The following is a 19,271-nucleotide window of genomic DNA, read 5'->3' on the forward strand; positions in this document are numbered from 1 at the left end:
TTCGCCTATCCGTCACGCAACAGCGGTTGACGACAGCACAATCAACCGACCGGCTGGACGCGCGGCTTCCACGACGGGCGTTGTTGCTCGAATTCGTCCACCGCGTCAGCGTGTCGCAAGGTGAGGCTGATGTCGTCCAGTCCCTCGAGCAGGCGCCAGCGGATGTAGTCGTCGACCTCGAAGGCGAAGACGTGCTCGCGCACCGTCACCGTGCGCTCCTGCAGGTCGACGGCGATCTGCAGCCCGGGCTCGTTGTCGAGCAGCTTCCAGATCAGTTCGATGTCCTGCTGCTGCAGCTGCGCGGTGAGCAGCCCCGACTTGCCGGAGTTGCCGCGGAAGATGTCCGCGAACCGCGAGGAGAGCACCACCCGGAAGCCGTAGTCCATGAGCGCCCACACCGCGTGCTCACGCGAGGACCCGGTGCCGAAGTCCGGCCCGGCCACGAGCACCGAACCCTGCGCGTACACCGGGTTGTTGAGCACGAACGCATCGTCGCCCCGCCATGCGGAGAAGAGGCCGTCCTCGAAGCCGGTGCGCGTGACCCGCTTGAGGTAGACCGCGGGGATGATCTGGTCGGTGTCGACGTTGCTGCGGCGCAACGGAACGCCGACGCCGGTGTGTCGCACGAATGCATCCATGTCGGATCCCTTCTCAGACGGAGGTGGTGGTCAGGTCGGCCGGGCTGGACAACGTGCCGCGTACGGCGGTCGCGGCGGCCACCAGCGGACTCACCAGGTGAGTGCGTCCGCCCTTGCCCTGACGACCTTCGAAGTTGCGGTTCGAGGTGGACGCCGCGCGCTCACCCACCGCCAGCTGGTCGGGGTTCATGCCCAGGCACATCGAGCAGCCGGCGAGCCGCCACTCGGCGCCGGCATCGACGAACACCTGGTCCAGCCCCTCGGACTCGGCCTGCAGCCGCACCCTGGCCGACCCGGGTACGACGAGCATCCGGACGCCGTCGGCGACCCGGTGGCCCTTGATCACATCGGCCGCCGCGCGCAGGTCCTCGATCCGGCCGTTGGTGCACGAGCCGAGGAAGACCGTCTGCACCTCGATGTCGCGCAGCGCGGTGCCCGGCGTGAGACCCATGTACTCGATCGCGCGCTCGGCGGCCACGCGGTCGCCCTCGTCGGGGATCTGCTCCGGGTCCGGCACGGCGGCCGAGAGCGGCAGACCCTGCCCGGGGTTGGTGCCCCAGGTGACGAACGGCGCCAGCTCGTCGGCATTCAGGTCGACGACGGCGTCGAACGTCGCGTCGTCGTCGGTGACCAGTCCGCGCCAGGCGGCAACGGCGTCGTCCCAGTCGGTGCCCTGCGGCGCGTAGTCACGGCCCTGCAGGTAGTCGAAGGTGGTCTGGTCGGGTGCGATCATCCCAGCGCGGGCGCCGGCTTCGATGGACATGTTGCAGATGGTCATCCGCGCCTCCATCGACAGCGCCCGGATCGCGGACCCGCGGTACTCCAGGACGTAGCCCTGTCCGCCGCCGGTGCCGATCTTGGCGATGACGGCCAGGATGATGTCCTTGGCGGTCACCCCGGGTCGCAGCGTGCCCTCGACGTTGATCGCCATCGTGCGGAACGGCTTCAGCGGCAGCGTCTGGGTGGCGAGCACGTGCTCCACCTCGCTGGTGCCGATGCCGAAAGCGAGCGCGCCGAACGCCCCGTGCGTCGAGGTGTGGCTGTCACCACAGACGATCGTCATCCCCGGCTGGGTCAGCCCCAACTGCGGACCGATGATGTGCACGATCCCCTGCTCGGCGTCACCCATCGGGAAGAGCCGCACCCCGAACTCCTCACAGTTGCGCCGCAACGTCTGCACCTGGGTGAGGCTGACGGGGTCCACGATGGGCCCGGGCGTCGTGGGGACGTTGTGGTCCTCGGTCGCGATGGTGAGGTCGGTACGCCGTACGCCGCGGCCCTCGAGCCGCAGCCCGTCGAACGCCTGCGGGCTGGTCACCTCGTGCAGCAGGTGCAGATCGATGTAGAGCAGGTCCGGTTCGCCCTCCGCGCTGCGCACGACGTGCTGATGCCATACCTTCTCGGCCAGGGTGTTTCCCACGGCGTCCTCCCTCGTTCGTACTGCTGCGATGTGAGCAGCGTCTCGCCACCTCTGGTGCGGCGAGCTTGCGTCTCGCTTGCTGAGACGCCAATATCAGTGCATGGACGACTCTAGCGGCGTCGGCGTACTGGACAAGGCGGCGATCGTGCTCGCGGCCCTCGAGGCGGGGCCCTGCACCCTCGCGCAGCTCGTGGCGCACACCGGACTGGCCCGCCCCACGGCGCATCGCCTCGCGGTCGCACTCGAGCATCACCGACTGGTCACGCGCGATCTGCAGGGCCGTTTCGTGCTCGGCCCGCGCCTCGGCGAGCTCGCATCGGCGGCCGGTGAGGACCGGCTGCTGGCGGCCGCGGGCCCGGTGCTGGGCGCGTTGCGCGACCACACCAGCGAGAGCGCCCAGCTCTTCCGCCGCCAGGGCGACCAGCGCATCTGCGTGGCCGCCGCGGACCGCCCGGTCGGGCTGCGCGACTCCATCCCCGTGGGATCCACGCTGTCCATGCACGCCGGCTCGGCCGCGCAGGTGCTGCTCGCCTGGGAGGAGCCGGACCGGCTGCACCGCGGACTGCAGGGCGCGCGCTTCACGGCCACCATGCTGTCCGCCGTACGCCGGCGCGGCTGGTCCCAGAGCGTCGGCGAGCGCGAGCAGGGCGTGGCATCGGTGTCCGCACCGGTGCGCAGCCCGTCGGGCCGCGTCATCGCCGCGGTGTCGATCTCCGGCCCCATCGAGCGGGTGTCCCGCCAGCCGGGCCGGCTGCACGCCGCGACCGTGGTGGCCGGCGCCAACAAGCTCACCGAGGTCCTCGCGCGGGCGCACGCCCAGCAAGGTGGCGCCCGGCGCACCGAGCAACCCGCCTGATCAGCGCGCGACGGACGCGGTCAGCCGCTCCTTGGCTGTGCGCCCCTTGCGGGAGGCGGGCACCACTCCGGTAGCGCGCGCCAGCCCGTACGGCGGCATGTCGCCGTAGAGGCTCTCGTGCGAGCCCGCCGGCACGGCGAACGTCTCGTGCCAGATACCCACCGCGCCCTGCGCTGAGCGTGCCCGGGCGTAGTACGCCTTCCAGGCCGGACGGTGCGCCCTCGACTCCTCGCCCGCGTAGGCGTAGATGTCCTGCACGCTGCGCCAGTACTGCACGACCGTCGGCCCGCGCACGCCGGCGAGCGTGCGCGCGTCGTAGAACCCGAGCCACTCCTCCTGCCCGGCCTCGGCACGGGCCTTGTTCGTGTAGAGCTCGGTGAGCATCCTCGGCATCGCCGATACCACCGGGAGCCAGGCGTCCGGGCGGTGGATCTTGTTGATCCGCATCCCGATGAGGAAGACGGCGAGATCGCCGTCATGTGCGTGGGTGGTCAGCTGAGGTGTCATGCCTGCTCCCTCGACGGTATTGGATAGTGCGACTCACCAATATTGGCGATTGCTACTATCCAATGTCAAGGAGGAGTCATGAAGATCTCCGAACTCGCCCGACGGACCGATGTCCCGGTCCCGACGCTGAAGTTCTATCTGCGCGACGGTCTGCTGCATCCTGGGCAGTCGCTGAACCGCACCCAGGCCAGTTACGACGACTCGCACGTCGAGCGCACGCGCCTCGTGCGCGCGCTCACCGAGTCCGCGGGCCTGGACCTGGCGGCGGTCCGTGCAGTGCTCGCGGTCCTCGAGCAGCAGCCCGCGGACTGGACACAGTTCCTCGGGCAGGTGCAGCTCGCATCGAACTCCCCCCACGAGCAGGACGACCGCCCCGACGATGCGTCGGACGCGTGGAGCCAGCAGGCGCACGAGCTGATGGCCGAACTCGGGTGGCGGATCGACCCGGGCAGCCCGCTCATCACCCGCCTCGCCGGGCAGCTGCGGGCCGCCGAGCAGGGCGGCGTACGCCGGATGCCGGACAGCCTGCGCCGGTGGGCCGAATCGGCTCGGCTGGCCGCGCAGGCAGATCTGGCGACGGTGCCGGACGACCCGGTCGGGGCGCTGCGCCAGGTGGTCGTCGGCACGGCGTTGATCGACCCGGTGCTGGCCACCCTGCGCCGCCTGGCCCAGCAGCACGAGGCCGTCACCTCGCTCAGCGCGCCGCCGACCTGAGCCACCCGGCGGGAGCGGAGGGCTATTCGTCGGGCAGCGCCGCAAAATCGCGCTTGGCCTTCCGGTACCACTTCATACCCGCGACGGGGTGCTTCCAGCGCCCGTCCATCGCGTCCAGGGCCGCCTGGTGCGTGGCGTCGCCGGCGGCGACCACCTCTCGCAGGTGCGCGTCCTGTGCCTTGATGACGACGTCCGCGCTCTTGCCGCGGTGGCGCAGATCACACGGACCGGCCAACTGGTCGCAGGTCATCGATTTCATGACGATAGGGACGATGCGGCTCGATCCGCTTCTCGAATCCTGACCGACGCGTGCCGCACATGCAGAAAGAGCGGTCCCCAGCATGCTGGGAACCGCTCTTCTCGCTACCTACGTAGCCCCGACGGGATTCGAACCCGCGCTACCGCCTTGAGAGGGCGGCGTGCTAGGCCGCTACACAACGGGGCCGCTGGGGTACCAGGACTCGAACCTAGACTAACTGGACCAGAACCAGTCGTGCTGCCAATTACACCATACCCCATGGGGGTATCACGCTCGCCAGAGTCCGAGGACCTGCCGTGTACGTGAACCGAGGAGAAACCTTACTGCCTGGGGCATCTCGGCCCAAATCGAGAGCCCTGGGAGACCTCGGCCGGGGTCAACCGGGCAGCGCGTACGTGAGTTCGTAGCGGTGCCCACCCGCATCGTCCTGGGTGATCGTGAGGGTGCCGGCGATGCCTACGAGGTCCTCCAGACCGGTGCCGGGCACGATCTCGATCTGCTGGCGCAAGTCGCCGACATCCATGATCCCGAAGTGCTGCAGCGCGAATCCGCCCTGCAGGCCGTCCAGCCGGGCCCGCACCATCTCGATCACGACGTACCCGGCGCACCCGGTCGCGGGGTCACCCGCACCGAGCATCTGACCCCGCGACGTGCCCGCCAGGTCGCCGGCGAAGGTCTTCTCGAACGTCCACCGGCCCACCCCCGGAGTGTCATCGCCCTCCCCCGGTGTCATCGCGATCTCGAAGGACCCGCTCGCCGTCCGGCGTGATGCATCTCCCATCCGGGCAGCGTAGGCCCGCGGACTGCTCAGAGCGAGGCGCGCAGCCGCTTCAGCCGGGCGAGCACCGAGGCCTTGCCGAGGATCTCCATCGACTCGAAGAGCGGCGGGGAGATGCGCTGGCCGGAGACCGCCGTACGCAGGGGACCGAAGGCCAGCTTCGGCTTGACCCCCAATCCCTCGACGATGGCCGCCCGCAGCGCTGCCTCGATGCGGTCGTGGGTCCACTCGATGCCGCTGCCGTCGGGCAGCCCGACGGAGCCGCTGATCGGCTCCAGGGCGGCGACGGCCGCGTCCAGGACGTCGGCCGCGCCCTCCTTGAGCTGCGCGCGCGCGTCGTCGGCGATCGGCAGGTCGTCGTCAGCGACGTAGAACGGCGCCACGAGCGGGGTGGCGTCCTTCAGCAGCACGATGCGGGTCTGCACCAGCTCCGCGACGCGCTGCAGCCGACCGAGCTCGGGCAGCGTCGGGTTGCCCGAGAGCACCCCGTCGCGCTGCAGGAAGGGCAGCAGCCGAGCCGCGAAGTCGTCGGTGTCGAGCTCGCGCAGGTAGTGACCGTTGAGCCAGTTCAGCTTCTCGAGGTTGAAGACGGAGCCGGCCTTGTTGATCTTCGACCAGGCGAAACCCTGGGAGAACTCCTGGAAGTCGAAGACCTCGCGCTCCGTGCCGTCGGCCTCCAGGATCGGTGGATAGCCGAGCAGCGCAAGGAAGTTGACCAGCGCCTCAGGCAGGTACCCCTCGTCGCGGAACCACGTGAGCTTCGCCCACGGGCTCTTGCGCTTGGAGATCTTGGCCTTCTTCTCGTCGCGCAGCAGCGGCATGTGCGCGAACGCCGGCGGCGTCAGTCCGAGCCACGTGTAGAGGAGCAGGTGCTTCGGGGTGCTGGAGATCCACTCCTGGCCGCGCACCACGTGGCTGATGCCCATCTCGTGATCGTCGACGACGACGGCGAGGTGGTAGGTGGGGAACCCGTCGGCCTTCACGATCACCTGGTCGTCCGGGCGGGGTGCACTCGTCTGCCCCATCACCAGGTCGTCCCAGGTCAGCTGCACGTCGTCGGGGATGAACATCCGCACCACCGGCGTCTCGCTGAAACCGGGCAGCTGCGCGCGCTCCTCACGGGTCTTGCCGTGGCACATCCGGTCGTATCCGGTGGGCTGCTTGGTCTTCTGCTGCATCTCGCGCATGGCGGTCAGCCGCTCGGTCGAGCACCAGCACAGGTAGGCGTGACCGTCGGCCAGCAGCCGCTCGGCGTACGGGCGGTAGGTGTCCAGCCGCTCGGACTGCCGGTACGGCGCATGCGGACCGCCGATGTCCGGCCCCTCGTCCCAGGTGAGACCCAGCCAGTGCAGGGTGTCGTACAACTGCTGTTCGCTGTCCTCCTGGAACCGCGCGCGGTCGGTGTCCTCGACGCGCAGGATGAAGGTGCCGCCCTGCTGGCGGGCGAAGGCAAGGTCGAACATCGCCATGTACGCCGTGCCGACGTGTGGATCCCCGGTCGGTGAGGGCGCGACGCGCAGCCGGACGGGGGACGAAGAGGGAGTTGCAGTCATGATGGCCACCGATCCTAGTAGCGCCCCGCGCGGCGATCCTCAGGCAGTGAGCGTGAGCGCCAGCGACTCCTGCATCCAGGTCAGGAACTCGTAGTACGCCGCGAGCAGCCGCCGTTCGCCGTCGTGCTCGGTGCCCTCATCGAACACCTCCTGCAGCCGCTCTGCGTCCTCGTCGGTGCGCAGCTCTAGCCGCTCCCCCAGCATCAGCCGCACATCGCCCACGGCGATCATCAGGGCCTGCGCCTGCCGCTGGTCCAGCTCCACCCGCGAGCCGCCCTCGAAGGACAGCGCATGGATGGCGATCGCCAGGTTCGCAGCCTTGGCGCGGCGGATGTCGTGCTCAGCGAGCGCCCGGAAGTCCTGTGCGAGGGCGTCGTCGTCCCGGCTCGCCTGCGGCAGGAGCCGGCGCAGTGCCGGATCCCGACCCGCGATCTCCTGCGGCGACGCGGGCTCGCGACCGAGGCCGTCCAGCAGATCGCGGATCGGATCACCGGTGGCCGGTGCTTCGTCCAGGGTCACCAACTCCCGCACCTGCGAGAGCAGGTGGACGACGACCTCGCGCTCCTCCTGATCGAACTTGCCGACGTACCGGGCACCCTTGCGCCGGAAGGCCTCTGCCATCAATCGTCCTTCTGCAGGGTCGCCCACAGGCCGTAGGTGTGCATCGCCTCGGTGTCGGACTCCATCTGCTCCCGGGGCCCGGTGGACACCACGGCGCGGCCCTCCTCGTGCACAGCGATCATCAGCTGGTTCGCCTTCGCGTCGGAGTAGCCGAAGTGGGTACGAAAGACCCACGACACGTACGACATCAGGTTGACCGGGTCGTTCCAGACGATGGTGACCCAGGGCCGATCGAGCCCGGCCCGCAGATCCGCCTCGAGGTCCGGATCGACGTCCGGCAGGGCGTGCTCGGGAGGGGCCACGGACATGGCTCCCAGGGTAGGCGCAGCCGCGAACCACTCCGAACCGCCGGCGGCGGCGCACCCCTAGACTCGGCGACTGTGACCGGATCGACAGCACTGCTGACCGACCACTACGAGCTGACGATGGTGCAGGCGGCCCTCGCGAGCGGCGCCGCACACCGGCGCAGCGTCTTCGAGGTCTTCGCGCGCCGGCTGCCAGAGGGTCGCAGGTACGGCGTGGTCGCCGGCACCGGACGCCTGCTCGACGCCCTCGCCGACTTCCGCTTCGGCGAGGAGCAGATCGAGTCGCTGCGCGAACGCCGGGTCGTCGATGAGACAACCCTGGACTGGCTGGCCGGCTACCGCTTCTCCGGCACCATCACCGGGTACGCCGAGGGCGAGATCCAGTTCCCCGGATCTCCGGTGCTGGTGGTCGAGGCGAGCTTCGCCGAGGGAGTGATCCTCGAGACGCTCGCACTCTCGATCCTCAATCACGACAGTGCGATCGCGGCGGCGGCGTCCCGGATGACCGGTGCCGCGGGCGAGCGGCCGTGCATCGAGATGGGCTCGCGGCGCACCCACGAGGAGGCGGCCGTGGCCGCCGCGCGGGCGGCGTACATCGCCGGCTTCTCCACCACCTCCAACCTGGCGGCCGGACAGCGGTACGGCGTCCCGACGGCCGGCACCGCCGCGCACGCGTTCACCCTGCTGCACGACACCGAGCGGGCGGCGTTCGAGGCGCAGGTGGCGAGCCTGGGCTCCGACACCACGCTGCTGGTCGACACCTTCGACATCCCCGAGGGCGTCCGCGCTGCCGTCGCGGCGGCCGGCACCGGGCTCGGCGCGGTCCGCATCGACTCCGGTGACCTGGTCGTCGGCGCGCACGCGGTGCGGGAGCAGCTGGATGCCCTGGGGGCGCGTGACACCCGGATCGTGGTGACCTCCGACCTGGACGAGTTCGCGATCGCCACCCTGCGGGCCGCCCCGGTCGACATGTACGGTGTCGGCACCAGCCTGGTCACGGGCTCGGGCGCGCCCACCGCCGGCATGGTCTACAAGCTGGTCGCGCACGAGGACGAGCACGGTGAGCTGATCGGCGTAGCGAAGAAGTCCAAGGACAAGGCGTCGGTGGCCGGGCGCAAGTACGCGATGCGCCGCATGTCGCCGGACGGGGTCGCGCAGGCCGAGGTCATCGGGCTGGGCGACCGGCCCCACAACGACGGCGACGACCGGCCGCTGATGGTCGATCTGATCGTGGACGGTGAGCGCGTCTACAAGGACGACCTGCCCACGGCACGGGACCGGCACGCCGCCTCCCGTGCCGAACTGCCGCCCGCTGCCACCCAGCTGTCCCGCGGTGAACCCGTCATCCCGACGATCTACGAGGACCACGCATGAGCGACGCGGGCGCCCGACGGGCACTGATCGTCGTCGACGTGCAGAACGACTTCTGCGAGGGGGGCTCGCTGCCAGTGACCGGTGGGGGCGCCGTCGCCGCCCGCATCGCCGCGTGGATCAAGGCGCAGGCGAGCAGGTACGCCGCGATCGTGGCCACCGCCGACTGGCACATCGACCCCGGCGCGCACTGGTCCAGCGATCCGGATTTCAGCGCGTCCTGGCCGGTGCACTGCGAGGTAGGCACCGGTGGTGCGCAGTTCCACCCGGCGTTCGAGCCCGCCCTGGGTTCGCTCGACGCGACCTTCCGCAAGGGCGAACACCACGCTGCCTACAGCGGATTCGAGGGTGTCGACGCGACCGGCACCCTGCTGGCCGACTGGTTGAAGCAGCGCGACATCACCGCGGTCGACGTGTGCGGCCTGGCGACCGACTACTGCGTGCGCGCGACGGCCCTGGACGCCGCGCGGGAGGGGCTGGACACGACCGTCCTGCGGGATCTCGTCGCCGGAGTCGCACCGGAGAGCACCCGCAGCGCGTACGACGAGTTCGCCGCCGCGGGTGTCCGGACCACCGAGGCCCGCTGAGCCGGGTCAGCGCACGATCGTCAACGAACAAGCGGCGTGCCCGAGCAGGTCGCGAGAGACCCGGCCGAGCCGCAGCCCCTCGAAACCGCCCGATCCGCGCGCACCGACGACCACGAGGTCACTGGAGCGCGAGCTGATCGTGAGGGCCCTGCTCGGGTTGGCCCGCTCCACCTGCACCTGCACCTTTACGTCGCTGTGCGCCCGACGCTGCGGTTCGACCCACTCCTGCACCCGCTCCTCGACCTGGCGCGCGTACGCCGCCCAGTCGGATTTGCGCAGATGCGGGTCGTCGGCGTCGTGGGGCTGCCAGGCGTGCAGGGCGAGCAGCTCCGCGCCGCTGCGCGCCGCTTCCTCGATGGCCCAGTCCAGTGCCCTCCGGGCATCCTCGGACGGGTCCAGGCCGACGGTGATGCGGCCGAACGGGTGCTGCTCGCCCGACGCGCCGCGCACGATCGTCACCGGCACCGAGGCGTGGCTCGCGACCTGCGCAGCGGTCTGACCGACCGACGCCAGGCCGAGCTGGGAGTCGCCGTGCGCGCCGAGCACGACCAGGTCCGCCGCCAGGCTGGCGCGGACCAGAGCCTTGGCCGGGTAGTCGTCGGACTGTGACGTCGTGACCGGCACCGCGTCCTGCGTCGCATGGACGTGGGCGGCCAGGCGCGCCAGCAGCCTCTCCCCCGAGGTGCGGATCGCGTCGGCATCGGTGTCCATGCCGAACGCGAAACTCGACTGGTCCGGGCTGAACCCGTGCAGCAGCCGCAGGCTCCCCTGCCGGGCCGCCGCGGCCCGAGCCGCCCACTCCACGGCCGTCGTGGAGGCATGCGAGGAGTCGACACCCGCCACGATCCGGTACTGGTTGTCGTCCACGGTAGGACCTCCGTCGGAGCACATGTGCCTCATGACGGCCGCACGCGGAGGTGGCCGCCGGCGGACCCGCTGCCCGCGTGACCTCGACGCTAGGAGCGCCGCCTGGAATTGCCCTGCACGGCATCGGAGAGCCACCTGAATGGTAGTCCCGCACACCCCGCACCACCCGAGTACCAGGCCGCACTCAGGCGGCATACGGTTAGCCCCATGTCCGTGATGGTGCCCCCGGAGCCGCTCTTCGCCGGCCTCTTCGACGATGCCTCGGCGCTTGTCGGCGCCACCCTGCAGGAGACGCTCGAGGGCCGTGCCCGACGGGTCGGCACACCGGACGCGACGTACGTCGGGTCCCTGCTGCTGCCCCCGCGGATGGTGCGTCCGGCACTCTCGACGAAGGGCGCGCTGCGGATCACGATCGTCGCGGGACTGGCCGACGATATCGATCAGTTCGTCGACACCGCCGAACTGGTCAGCGCCCACCGCCGGCATGAACTCGTCGGCCTGCACGTGCCGTACTCCCCGAAGTGGCGCGAGGCCCTCAACCTGCTGGTCCCCGTGGTCGTGCGGCTCCCCGCGGGCGGCGCCGGGCTGGACGCCCTCGACGAGTTCAGCGGGAGCGGTCCGATGATCCGGGCGGGGATCCGCAGCGGCGGCGAGCACGCGGCCGGCAGCGCCGAGCTCGCGGCGTTCGTCCGCGGGTGCGCCACCCGGTCGGTCGCGTTCCATCTGGCCGGTGGTCTCGGGGGCGCGATCACCGGTGAGACCGATCGCCACGGACCGGGCATGCTGAACATGCTCCTCGCCACCAAGCTCGCACTGCGCGAACGCAGCGTGCAGGACCTGACCGCCGTGCTGCAGCAGGACGACCGCGACCTGGTGCTGACCCACATCCGGGGCATCACCGAGGACAAGGCGCTGGAGATCCGGCGGGTGTTCCGGTCGGTCAGCTACGCCGACGTGCACACCGCCGTGCAGGACCTGAACTCCCTCGCCCTCACCGAGTCGGCGTCCAGCTGAGAGGTCGCCCTCAGCGCGGGATGCGGCTCCGGGTGCGGACCACGTAGGTCCCCGCCGAGATGTCGTGCAGGGCCCGCCGGGCCGGATCACGCAGCGGCCACAGGTAGTCCACGAGCGCGAACGCCGCCGCGATCCACGACAGCGCCGGCACGAAGCTCACGAGCACGTAGACGCACTTGACGAGGAAGCGATTGACCGCGGCGGCGAGGCCGGGCGATCCGGCCGACGCCGTCCGTCGTACCCGGATGCCCGTGACGATCTTGCCGACGGTCTGCCCGCGCCACACCGTCATCCCGACCTCGTAGAGCGCGTAGACGGCGATGTTCGCCACGAAGATCTGCCAGGGCGGATGGGCGAGGTTGTAGGGCACCTGGGGGCTCGGGCCGGACCCGCGCCACGTCGTCAGGGTGTGGAAGTAATCGGAGGTCTGCCGCGCCCTGTCCAGGGTCCACGGGAACGCCACGAGCGCGCTGACCAGCGACGTCAGCACGAAGTCGATGATGACCGCACCGCCCCGGCGCCACCACCCGGCCAGGACGTCGCCGTCGGGTGTCGTCGGCGCCTGCTGGTGCGGGGGCTCCTTGCGCCACGGATCCGCCTGCGGACGTGGCGTCGGACGCAGGGTGCCGCCGCGGTGGGGTCCGTCGTCGGGCCGTCCCGCGGCCACCGGGACGGGACCGGACCGCTCCAGTCCGGGTTTGACCTTCGGCATCCGGCGGGGCGACCACAGGATGCCGTCCCAGTACCGAAGCTGGTCGGGATCGTCGGGGTCCTCGTACCAGCCGGACGGGCGCTGCGTCATGTTCACGATCCTCTCACCGCACCCAGGGCGACCGACGCCGCCCTGGGCCGGTCAGGAGGACTGTTTCTGCAGCTGGTCTGTCCAGAACTGGATCATCCAGCGCTCGTACTGCAGGCCGAACGTGAGCGCGCCGGACGGTCCCTGCGGGAGGTGTTCCCCGCCAACGGCCGCAAGGTGCTCGTACCCCTTGAGGGACCGGCGGTGCTCGTTGATCTGAGTGGGCGCCAGCACCTCGGGCGAGCCACCGAAGAACAGCTTGAGCAGGCCCAGATCCCGGGCCTCCACGGGGACGAACGTGTCGTCGTGCAGCCACTCGGTAAGTGCCTCATGACCCTCGTCGGTCAGTGACAGGGTGCGGCGCTGACGACCGGACTTCTCCTGGGACTGGGCGAGCAGGCCGGCCGCGACGAGTTTGTCGCACTGGACGTAGACCTGAGCGTGCGGCAGCGCCCAGAAGGGCCCGATGGTGCCGGCGACGGCCTGCTTGACGTCATACGGGCTCGCGGTCCCCAGATGCCGGACGAGCCCCAGCACGAGGTACGACGCGGTGGTCAGACGGGTGATCGGCATAATCCGAAATTTTAACGAGCACACACCTGCCCACGGTGGCTACGCGGTCGGTGAATTCCGCACTACCGCACCCGGATACAGGGGTCAACGGCGACCGACGAACCAACGTCGTACGGCGTCGATCCGAGCACCCACCTCGTCCGTCGACGCGCGGTCCAGGGACGGCCCCCCGCAGACCCTGCGCAACTCGCTGTGCAGCTTCGCGTGCGGCTCGCCGGTCTTGCGGGCGTAGGCGGACACCAGGGAGTTGAGCTCCTTGCGCTGTGCCGCGAGGGCCCGGTGTGCCGCGACCGGCACCGGCGGCTGGGCACCCACCTGGCGTTCCTGCCGCTGCCGCAACAGGTGGGTGACCTGGTCCGGCTCCAGCAGACCCGGCAGCCCCAGGTACTCCTGCTCGTCGGCGCTGCCGGGCGCCGCGCCGAGACCGAACTGCTGCGCGTCGAAGAGCACGTGGTCGAACTCCGCGTCCGATTCCAACGCCTCGAAGCTGCCCTGGCCGGACTGGACGGGCTCGCTCGCGTTGGCGGCGGCGAGCAGGTCCTCCTCCTCGCTCCACAGGCCGTCGTCGGCATCGGTGCGCGGACGGTCCAGCGCGTGGTCGCGGGACTCCTCCAGCCGGGCCGCGAGCTGCAGCACGTTGGGCACGCTGGGCAGGAAGATGCTCGCGGTCTCGCCCCGGCGGCGCGCTCGCACGAAGCGTCCGACGGCTTGCGCGAAGTAGAGGGGCGTCGCAGCCGAGGTGGCGTAGACCCCGACGCACATCCGGGGCACGTCCACGCCCTCGGACACCATCCGGACCGCGACCATCCAGCGTTGCTCGCCCTGCGCGAACTCCTCGATACGGCTGGAGGAACCGGAGTCGTCGGACAGCACGACGACCGGTTGCTCACCCGTGATCGCGGCGAGGACCCGGGCGTAGGCGCGCGCGTTGGTCTGGTCGGAGGCGATCACCAGACCGCCGGCGTCCGGCACGTGTCGGCGCACCTGGGTCAGTCGGGTGTCGGCGGCGCGCAGCACCGAAGGGATCCATTCGCCGCCGGGATCCAGTGCGGTGCGCCAGGCCGAGGCGGTGAGGTCCTTGGTGAGCGGCTCGCCCAATCTGGCGGCGACCTCGTCGCCGGCCCTGGTGCGCCACCGCATCGCGCCGCCGTACGCCATGAAGATGACCGGGCGGACCACGCCGTCGCGCAACGCCTCGGCGTACCCGTAGGAGTAGTCGCTGGCCGAGCGTCGGATGCCGTCGGCACCCGCTTCGTACCGCACGAACGGGATGGGGCTGGTGTCGGAGCGGAACGGCGTTCCGGTGAGGGCCACCCGACGTACGGCGGGCTCGAACGCCTCCCGGATCGCATCGCCCCACGACTTGTTGTCGCCGCCGTGGTGGATCTCGTCGAGGATCACCAGCGTGGGCCGGGCGGCCGTCCGCGCCCGGTGCAGCGCGGGCCGGCTGGCGACGCCCGCGTAGGTCACGGCGATCCCGTGATAGCTGGAGGCGTGCTCCTGCTGGCTGTTGGTGAATCGCGGGTCGATCTGGATGCCGACGCGGCCCGCGGCATCCGCCCACTGGGTCTTCAGGTGCTCCGTGGGCGCGACGATGGTGATCTGCGCGACGATGCCGCGGTCGAGCAACTCGGTCGCCAGCCGCAGCGCGTAGGTCGTCTTGCCGGCGCCGGGGGTGGCGACAGCCAGGAAGTCACGTGGTTGCTCGTCGAAGTACTTCTGCAGCGCCGCCGCCTGCCAGGCCCGCAGCTTGTGCGCAGTCCCCCAGGCCGCTCGCTCCGGGAAGGCCGGTGAAAGGTGCGAGGCGGCGGAGGTACTCATATGGCGACAACCCTAACCAGGACCGCCGACGATCCTGACCGGCCCCGCGCCGGCGCGTCGAACCCCTCAGTGCTTCACTCGGGATCGGTGCCGTCGGCGTCCTGGTCCGCAGTCTCGCCGTCGGTGGGTCCCCATCCGCTGTGACGGCGGCCGCCCGCTGCGACGGTGCCTCCGCCCTCGCTCTGCACCCCGCTGGCCGCGGTGCCACCGGGGGTGCCCGTGTCGTCGGCCGCGGCCACCTCGGGAGCATCGGTGTCGGTGGGCGCGTACCCGCTGTGCCGGGTGTCGCCCTGCTCCTGCGTGCCGCCCCCGTCGCTCTGCTCCCCCGACGCGGCAGTCCCACCCGGGTGGGCCCGCCGACCGCCGTCGGCCTCCTCGACGTCGTCGGGCATCTGGTCCGAACCGCTCATGGTCATACCTCCGCAGAAGGGCGCCGTGGCCTCGTTGGCCCGTCGCTGGGCTCACAGTCCCCCTCGGGCACCGTGCTGTCAATGGAACGACGGCCCGGCGCTGATGCACCGGGCCGTCGTCGCGGGTGCCGCCCGTCCGGGCAGCCCTGGGATCACTTGTCGGTCTCGCCGATGTCCTTGCCGTCGACCTCGATGTGCTCCTTGCGGACCTGCTCGGTGACCTGCCTGTCCTCGCGAACCTGCTCGGTCGTGAGCCGGACGCCCTCGACCGCATGGGCCTCCTTGGTGACGACCGGCACCTCTTCGTGCAGGGTCACCTCCTGTTCGGACTCCTGGAAGGCGTCACCGGTCGCGGCGGTGCCCTCGGCGACGGGTACGCGCTCGACGTGCACCTCCTCGTGCGAGACCGGCACGGTGACCGTCTGCTCCTCGGTGGTCACGTACTTGCGCAACCGTGCCCGGCCCGACTCGCGGGTCTCGGTGCCGACGTGCAACTGCTCCTCGTAGCGCGTGACCGTCTCGTTGCCACCCACGGCCGCCGCACGCGAGGTGTCACCCGCGACCCCACCGCTGCGGGACGTGTCGTCGGCGACCGCCGCCGCCTCGCCTCGGTGATGGTCGTCGGTGCGATCCGTGGTCGGGCCGCCCGCAAGGGCCGCCTCGCGGTCGGTCGAGGCGTTGTCGGCGCCCTCGGTCGCTCGACCGTCGCCGCCCTGGCTGCGCCCACCCGCGACGGCGGCGGTACCCGCGGCAGCCGTGCCGGCCGCTGCCGTGCCGGCGGCTGCCGTGCCTGCTGCGGTGTCGCGACCCCGATCGGAACTCGCGTTGTCGCCTCGGGCCGAGTCATCACCGTCGTAGGAGACTCCGTAGTACTTGTAGAGCTCCTGCTCCTGGTCGACGTCCAGGTGCTGGTCAGCGTCGACGCGGGGGGCGTCCTTCACCTTGTCCTTGGTGTAGGGGAACTTCACGTCCTTGCCCTCGACCTGGGCGTCGTGCAACGGAATGAAGGTCTCGGACGTGCCGAAGAGACCGGTGTGCACGGTGGCCCACTCGGGCTCCCCCGACCGATCGTCGAGGTAGATGTGGCTGATGGAGCCGATCTTGCTGCCGTCGCTGCCCAGTGCCTTGCCGCCCTGGATGTCCTTGATCTGATCTGTGCTCACCATGAGGTTCGAGCCTCCAACATTTCGTGGACGTGGACGCCGTCGTCGGCACCCAGCTACCTCCCACCGTCACGCACTACCACACCGGAGTCAACAGGTGGCTCAGCAAAGCGACTCAATCTCGTTCATTGTTGATTTGGCGCATGATTCGCCCGGATCCGGGTAGCTCCTATGACGAGATCGCACGCAGTTTCAGCTGCTGCCCTCGCCACCGTCCTGAGGGGGCCGAATGCCTTCGTAGATCTCTTTGCAGGTCGGGCACACTGGGAACTTCTCGGGGTCCCGGCCAGGAACCCACACCTTCCCGCACAACGCCGTGACCGGCTCGCCGGAGAGTGCGCTCTCCAGGATCTTCTCCTTGCGGACGTAGTGCGCGAATCGTTCGTGGTCACCGGGCTCCTGCTCCTGGTGGACCACTTCCTCGCGCTCCAGGACCGATGTGGAGGTACCCGGGCCGCTCGGCTGCTCGAGCGGGCTGGGCGGGGTATCAGGTCGATCCAGGGGTGACGTCATCCCAGGATTGTAGATTCCGTCGCCCGGGTGACGCCGCTGCTACCGCGAGCGCGCGGTCAGTTCAGCGACGGATCCGGCGGGTACGACGCGAGGAAGCGCAGCGTGCCGCGCTGACGTCGCAGGACCCTGGCCCACAGGTCGCCCGGCTGGAGGGTGAACGCGTCCTCGGCCTCGGCGTCGACGACGAACCAGGATCCCGTGTCGATCTCACCCTCGAGCTGCCCGCCGGACCACCCGGCGTACCCGGCGAAGATCCGGATACCGGCGACCTCGGGGACGACGACCAGCGGCGGCGCATCGAGGTCGACCAGGCCGACCGCCCCGAACAAGCGCTTGATGCCCACCGACTCCGTCGTCCCCGGCATCCGCACCAGACCCAGCGCGGTGTCCAACGACACCGGGCCGCCCTGGAAGATCAGCGGAGGCGCGTTGACGTGCTCCTGCCAGCCGGGCAGAACGGAGTCGACGTCGGCAGCCAGGGGCCGGTTGAGCACCAGCCCGTGCGCACCGTCGTCGTCGTGGTGAAGGACGAGCACCACACTGCGGTCGAAGACATCGACGTCCGTGTCGTCCTCGCTGCCGACACCCTCGCGCGGGGACGCGATGAGCAGTCGACCGGTGAGATCGTCCATGCCGCTCATTCTGCCCCGCGCGAGAGTCGAGGGTCAGCCCCTCGGCCGACCTCGGTAAGGCCCGTCGTTACGACGACCGGAGCCGCCACCGGGGCCGCCTCGGTAGTTGCCCGGACGCCCGCTGCCGCCACGGCTGGGACCGCCTCGGCCGCCGCCGCCACGCCCCGGCTCGCGCTTGGGGGTGAGGATGCGGTGCAGGTCCTGGTCGGAGATGGCGCGCTCCTGCGGGGTGCGCCCACCGGTCGCCCGGATGACCTCGTCTCCCGGACGGGCACGCTGCAGACCCGACTCCACACCCGCCTGCTCCAGCAGGCGGGTGACGGCCTTGCGCTGGTGCGGCAGGGCGAGGGTGACGACGGTGCCGGCCTCGCCCGCACGCGCCGTACGTCCGGCCCGGTGCAGGTAGTCCTTGTGGTCGGCGGGCGGGTCGACCTGCAGCACCACACCGACGTCGTCGACGTGGATGCCGCGCGCGGCGACGTCCGTCGCGACGAGGACGGGGATGCGGCCGTCCTTGAACGCGCTGAGGACCTTGTTGCGCTGACCCTGGTTCAGACCGCCGTGCAGTGCGGCGGCCAGGACGCCCTGCTCGCGCAGCTCGCTCGCGATGCGGTCGGCGCCGAGCTTGGTGCGGGAGAACACCACGGTGCGACCTTCGCGGTTGGCGACCTCGGCCGTGACGATCTTCTTGTCGCGCGGCTCGATGAGCAGCGCGTGGTGCGCCATGTTGGAGATGCTCACCGTGCCGTCGTCAGTGGAGTGGGTGACCGGGTCGATCAGGTAGCGGTCGACGACGGTGTCGATGCCGCGGTCCAAGGTCGCGGAGAAGAGCAGCCGCTGACCGCCGGCGGGGACGCCGTCCAGGATCGTGGTGATGTCCTCCAGGAATCCCATCTCGGCCATGTGGTCGGCCTCGTCCAGCACCGCGATCTCGACCCGGGACAGGTCGGCCGCGCCGCGGTCGATGAGGTCCATCAGGCGACCGGGGGTCGCGATCAGCAGGTCGACGCCACGCGCCAATGCCTGCAGCTGCGGCTCGTAGGGCATGCCACCAGCCACGAGCTTGTGGTGCAGCCCGATGGCGTGCACCAGCGGTTGCAGCGCGTCGCTCACCTGCATCGCGAGCTCACGGGTCGGCACCAGCACGATCGCGCGGGGGCACTGCGGACGCGCCTTGCCTCCCTGGGCGAGTCGGGTCAGGGCCGGCAGGCCGAAGGCCAGCGTCTTGCCCGAACCGGTGCGGCCGCGGCCGAGCACGTCGCGCCCAGCGAGCGCGTCCGGGATCGTGGCCTCCTGGATCGGGAACGGCGTGGTGATGCCGTCGCGGGCCAGCCGGCGGACGAGCGGCTCGGGCAGGCCCAGCGCCTCGAACCCGTTGGGGGCGTCGGACGTCTGCACCGCCGGCGTCTCGGGAGCCGCCGGGGCGGTGTCGATGGGGGCGATCTGCTGGGTCACGTCTGAATCTGCCTTCGGCTCTGAGCGGTGGTCGGTGCGTGGGTAGGTGCGCTCATCGCTGCGCGGGCGGCTGGACCGGTGCTCGTCGCGGGGCCCGCGGTTGTAACTCGGACGGTCCTCGCGGTCGCCGGATGAGCGGCGCTCACCGCGATCGTCGCGGTTGTAGCTGGGCCGGTCACTGCGATTGCTCGGCGTCCGGCGCTCGCCGCGGTCGGCACGGTCGGCACGGTTGTACGACGGGCGGTCATCCCGGTTGCCATACGAACGGGGCTCGCTGCGGTCGCTGCGGTTGTCCCGGTTGTAGCCGGGCCGGTCGTCCCGGTTGCTCGGGGTGCGGCGCTCGCCGCCGCGGTCGTCGCGCTTGTAGCTGGGCCGATCGTCGCGGTTGCCGTAGGAACGGGGCTCGCTGCGGTCG

At 70.6% G+C, this 19,271-nt stretch carries 22 protein-coding genes and 2 tRNA genes; 5 read left to right on the forward strand and 19 right to left on the reverse strand.

Annotated features, from left to right (window positions below):
• Window positions 1–41 precede the first annotated feature (41 nt).
• Window positions 42–638 (reverse strand): 3-isopropylmalate dehydratase small subunit, encoded by a 597-nt coding sequence (gene leuD, locus J4030_RS13765; protein ID WP_208049796.1) that lies wholly within the window; start codon window positions 636–638, stop codon window positions 42–44.
• A 13-nt stretch (window positions 639–651) separates the two neighbouring features.
• On the reverse strand, window positions 652–2,058 hold the full coding sequence (gene leuC, locus J4030_RS13770; protein WP_208049797.1) for a 3-isopropylmalate dehydratase large subunit: 1,407 nt from the start codon (window positions 2,056–2,058) through the stop codon (window positions 652–654).
• Window positions 2,059–2,158: 100 nt separating this feature from the next.
• Here leuC and J4030_RS13775 point away from each other — a divergent pair, with 100 nt between their 5' ends.
• Window positions 2,159–2,914, forward strand: coding sequence for an IclR family transcriptional regulator (locus tag J4030_RS13775; RefSeq protein ID WP_179479656.1), 756 nt, complete (start codon window positions 2,159–2,161; stop codon window positions 2,912–2,914).
• Here J4030_RS13775 and J4030_RS13780 read toward each other — a convergent pair whose 3' ends face one another.
• On the reverse strand, window positions 2,915–3,421 hold the full coding sequence (locus J4030_RS13780) for a DUF4188 domain-containing protein (protein WP_208049798.1): 507 nt from the start codon (window positions 3,419–3,421) through the stop codon (window positions 2,915–2,917). It abuts the gene before it with no gap.
• A 78-nt stretch (window positions 3,422–3,499) separates the two neighbouring features.
• Here J4030_RS13780 and J4030_RS13785 point away from each other — a divergent pair, with 78 nt between their 5' ends.
• Window positions 3,500–4,135: a MerR family transcriptional regulator gene (locus tag J4030_RS13785; RefSeq protein ID WP_208049799.1), complete on the forward strand. Its 636-nt coding sequence runs from the start codon at window positions 3,500–3,502 to the stop codon at window positions 4,133–4,135.
• A 22-nt stretch (window positions 4,136–4,157) separates the two neighbouring features.
• Here the strand turns inward: J4030_RS13785 and J4030_RS13790 are convergent, their stop codons facing one another.
• From J4030_RS13790 to clpS, 7 genes are all read right to left on the reverse strand, one after another.
• The gene (locus tag J4030_RS13790; RefSeq protein ID WP_208049800.1) at window positions 4,158–4,394 is read right to left on the reverse strand and encodes a hypothetical protein; all 237 of its coding nucleotides are present in this window, start codon (window positions 4,392–4,394) and stop codon (window positions 4,158–4,160) included.
• Between the two features lie 113 nt (window positions 4,395–4,507).
• Window positions 4,508–4,580, reverse strand: a tRNA-Glu gene (locus J4030_RS13795).
• Window position 4,581: 1 nt separating this feature from the next.
• Window positions 4,582–4,653: transfer RNA gene (locus J4030_RS13800), tRNA-Gln, on the reverse strand.
• A gap of 117 nt (window positions 4,654–4,770) precedes the next feature.
• Window positions 4,771–5,175: a DUF3224 domain-containing protein gene (locus J4030_RS13805; RefSeq protein ID WP_208049801.1), complete on the reverse strand. Its 405-nt coding sequence runs from the start codon at window positions 5,173–5,175 to the stop codon at window positions 4,771–4,773.
• Window positions 5,176–5,201: 26 nt separating this feature from the next.
• Complete coding sequence (gltX, locus tag J4030_RS13810) at window positions 5,202–6,725, reverse strand: glutamate--tRNA ligase (protein WP_208049802.1); 1,524 nt, start codon at window positions 6,723–6,725, stop codon at window positions 5,202–5,204.
• 39 nt (window positions 6,726–6,764) lie between these two features.
• Window positions 6,765–7,346 (reverse strand): DUF2017 domain-containing protein, encoded by a 582-nt coding sequence (locus J4030_RS13815; protein ID WP_208049803.1) that lies wholly within the window; start codon window positions 7,344–7,346, stop codon window positions 6,765–6,767.
• Window positions 7,346–7,654 carry an ATP-dependent Clp protease adapter ClpS gene (gene clpS / locus J4030_RS13820; protein ID WP_208049804.1) on the reverse strand — a complete coding sequence of 103 codons (309 nt, stop codon included), beginning with the start codon at window positions 7,652–7,654 and terminating at the stop codon, window positions 7,346–7,348. Before clpS ends, J4030_RS13815 begins: the two co-directional genes overlap by 1 nt.
• Before the next feature lie 72 nt (window positions 7,655–7,726).
• Here clpS and J4030_RS13825 point away from each other — a divergent pair, with 72 nt between their 5' ends.
• Window positions 7,727–9,025, forward strand: coding sequence for a nicotinate phosphoribosyltransferase (locus J4030_RS13825; RefSeq protein WP_208049805.1), 1,299 nt, complete (start codon window positions 7,727–7,729; stop codon window positions 9,023–9,025).
• The gene (locus J4030_RS13830) at window positions 9,022–9,609 is read left to right on the forward strand and encodes an isochorismatase family protein (protein ID WP_208049806.1); all 588 of its coding nucleotides are present in this window, start codon (window positions 9,022–9,024) and stop codon (window positions 9,607–9,609) included. Before J4030_RS13825 ends, J4030_RS13830 begins: the two co-directional genes overlap by 4 nt.
• Before the next feature lie 6 nt (window positions 9,610–9,615).
• On the opposite strand, the gene J4030_RS13835 is transcribed toward J4030_RS13830, so the two are convergent.
• The gene (locus tag J4030_RS13835; RefSeq protein WP_208049807.1) at window positions 9,616–10,476 is read right to left on the reverse strand and encodes a universal stress protein; all 861 of its coding nucleotides are present in this window, start codon (window positions 10,474–10,476) and stop codon (window positions 9,616–9,618) included.
• A gap of 207 nt (window positions 10,477–10,683) precedes the next feature.
• Here J4030_RS13835 and J4030_RS13840 point away from each other — a divergent pair, with 207 nt between their 5' ends.
• On the forward strand, window positions 10,684–11,490 hold the full coding sequence (locus J4030_RS13840; RefSeq protein WP_208049808.1) for a hypothetical protein: 807 nt from the start codon (window positions 10,684–10,686) through the stop codon (window positions 11,488–11,490).
• 10 nt (window positions 11,491–11,500) lie between these two features.
• Here the strand turns inward: J4030_RS13840 and J4030_RS13845 are convergent, their stop codons facing one another.
• The 8 genes from J4030_RS13845 to J4030_RS13880 form a co-directional block, all read right to left on the reverse strand.
• Window positions 11,501–12,292 carry an RDD family protein gene (locus J4030_RS13845; RefSeq protein WP_208049829.1) on the reverse strand — a complete coding sequence of 264 codons (792 nt, stop codon included), beginning with the start codon at window positions 12,290–12,292 and terminating at the stop codon, window positions 11,501–11,503.
• Between the two features lie 51 nt (window positions 12,293–12,343).
• On the reverse strand, window positions 12,344–12,862 hold the full coding sequence (locus J4030_RS13850; RefSeq protein WP_208049809.1) for a PadR family transcriptional regulator: 519 nt from the start codon (window positions 12,860–12,862) through the stop codon (window positions 12,344–12,346).
• An 84-nt stretch (window positions 12,863–12,946) separates the two neighbouring features.
• Window positions 12,947–14,683 (reverse strand): DEAD/DEAH box helicase, encoded by a 1,737-nt coding sequence (locus tag J4030_RS13855; protein WP_208049810.1) that lies wholly within the window; start codon window positions 14,681–14,683, stop codon window positions 12,947–12,949.
• Between the two features lie 74 nt (window positions 14,684–14,757).
• The gene (locus tag J4030_RS13860) at window positions 14,758–15,093 is read right to left on the reverse strand and encodes a hypothetical protein (RefSeq protein ID WP_208049811.1); all 336 of its coding nucleotides are present in this window, start codon (window positions 15,091–15,093) and stop codon (window positions 14,758–14,760) included.
• A 152-nt stretch (window positions 15,094–15,245) separates the two neighbouring features.
• On the reverse strand, window positions 15,246–16,259 hold the full coding sequence (locus J4030_RS13865; protein WP_208049812.1) for a DUF2382 domain-containing protein: 1,014 nt from the start codon (window positions 16,257–16,259) through the stop codon (window positions 15,246–15,248).
• Window positions 16,260–16,448: 189 nt separating this feature from the next.
• On the reverse strand, window positions 16,449–16,769 hold the full coding sequence (locus J4030_RS13870) for a DUF3039 domain-containing protein (RefSeq protein WP_208049813.1): 321 nt from the start codon (window positions 16,767–16,769) through the stop codon (window positions 16,449–16,451).
• A gap of 56 nt (window positions 16,770–16,825) precedes the next feature.
• Complete coding sequence (locus J4030_RS13875; RefSeq protein WP_208049814.1) at window positions 16,826–17,401, reverse strand: YqgE/AlgH family protein; 576 nt, start codon at window positions 17,399–17,401, stop codon at window positions 16,826–16,828.
• 33 nt (window positions 17,402–17,434) lie between these two features.
• Window positions 17,435–19,271: DEAD/DEAH box helicase (locus J4030_RS13880; protein WP_243763325.1), on the reverse strand; the 1,837-nt coding region annotated here is incomplete at its 5' end.

The sequence above is a fragment of the Allobranchiibius sp. CTAmp26 genome (genome assembly GCF_017565405.1).
GTDB lineage: Bacteria > Actinomycetota > Actinomycetes > Actinomycetales > Dermatophilaceae > Allobranchiibius.

Excerpts from the sequence above, each read along its gene's own strand:
- J4030_RS13860 (WP_208049811.1), bottom strand. The coding sequence starts at position 15,093 with ATGAGCGGTTCGGACCAGATGCCCGACGACGTCGAGGAGGCCGACGGC.
- J4030_RS13845 (WP_208049829.1), bottom strand. The coding sequence starts at position 12,292 with ATGACGCAGCGCCCGTCCGGCTGGTACGAGGACCCCGACGATCCCGAC.
- J4030_RS13830 (WP_208049806.1), top strand. The coding sequence starts at position 9,022 with ATGAGCGACGCGGGCGCCCGACGGGCACTGATCGTCGTCGACGTGCAG.
- J4030_RS13805 (WP_208049801.1), bottom strand. The coding sequence starts at position 5,175 with ATGGGAGATGCATCACGCCGGACGGCGAGCGGGTCCTTCGAGATCGCG.
- J4030_RS13850 (WP_208049809.1), bottom strand. The coding sequence starts at position 12,862 with ATGCCGATCACCCGTCTGACCACCGCGTCGTACCTCGTGCTGGGGCTC.
- gltX (WP_208049802.1), bottom strand. The coding sequence starts at position 6,725 with ATGACTGCAACTCCCTCTTCGTCCCCCGTCCGGCTGCGCGTCGCGCCC.
- J4030_RS13775 (WP_179479656.1), top strand. The coding sequence starts at position 2,159 with ATGGACGACTCTAGCGGCGTCGGCGTACTGGACAAGGCGGCGATCGTG.
- J4030_RS13785 (WP_208049799.1), top strand. The coding sequence starts at position 3,500 with ATGAAGATCTCCGAACTCGCCCGACGGACCGATGTCCCGGTCCCGACG.
- J4030_RS13840 (WP_208049808.1), top strand. The coding sequence starts at position 10,684 with ATGTCCGTGATGGTGCCCCCGGAGCCGCTCTTCGCCGGCCTCTTCGAC.
- J4030_RS13865 (WP_208049812.1), bottom strand. The coding sequence starts at position 16,259 with ATGGTGAGCACAGATCAGATCAAGGACATCCAGGGCGGCAAGGCACTG.
- J4030_RS13780 (WP_208049798.1), bottom strand. The coding sequence starts at position 3,421 with ATGACACCTCAGCTGACCACCCACGCACATGACGGCGATCTCGCCGTC.
- J4030_RS13855 (WP_208049810.1), bottom strand. The coding sequence starts at position 14,683 with ATGAGTACCTCCGCCGCCTCGCACCTTTCACCGGCCTTCCCGGAGCGA.
- clpS (WP_208049804.1), bottom strand. The coding sequence starts at position 7,654 with ATGTCCGTGGCCCCTCCCGAGCACGCCCTGCCGGACGTCGATCCGGAC.
- J4030_RS13875 (WP_208049814.1), bottom strand. The coding sequence starts at position 17,401 with ATGGACGATCTCACCGGTCGACTGCTCATCGCGTCCCCGCGCGAGGGT.
- leuD (WP_208049796.1), bottom strand. The coding sequence starts at position 638 with ATGGATGCATTCGTGCGACACACCGGCGTCGGCGTTCCGTTGCGCCGC.
- J4030_RS13815 (WP_208049803.1), bottom strand. The coding sequence starts at position 7,346 with ATGGCAGAGGCCTTCCGGCGCAAGGGTGCCCGGTACGTCGGCAAGTTC.
- J4030_RS13870 (WP_208049813.1), bottom strand. The coding sequence starts at position 16,769 with ATGACGTCACCCCTGGATCGACCTGATACCCCGCCCAGCCCGCTCGAG.
- J4030_RS13790 (WP_208049800.1), bottom strand. The coding sequence starts at position 4,394 with ATGAAATCGATGACCTGCGACCAGTTGGCCGGTCCGTGTGATCTGCGC.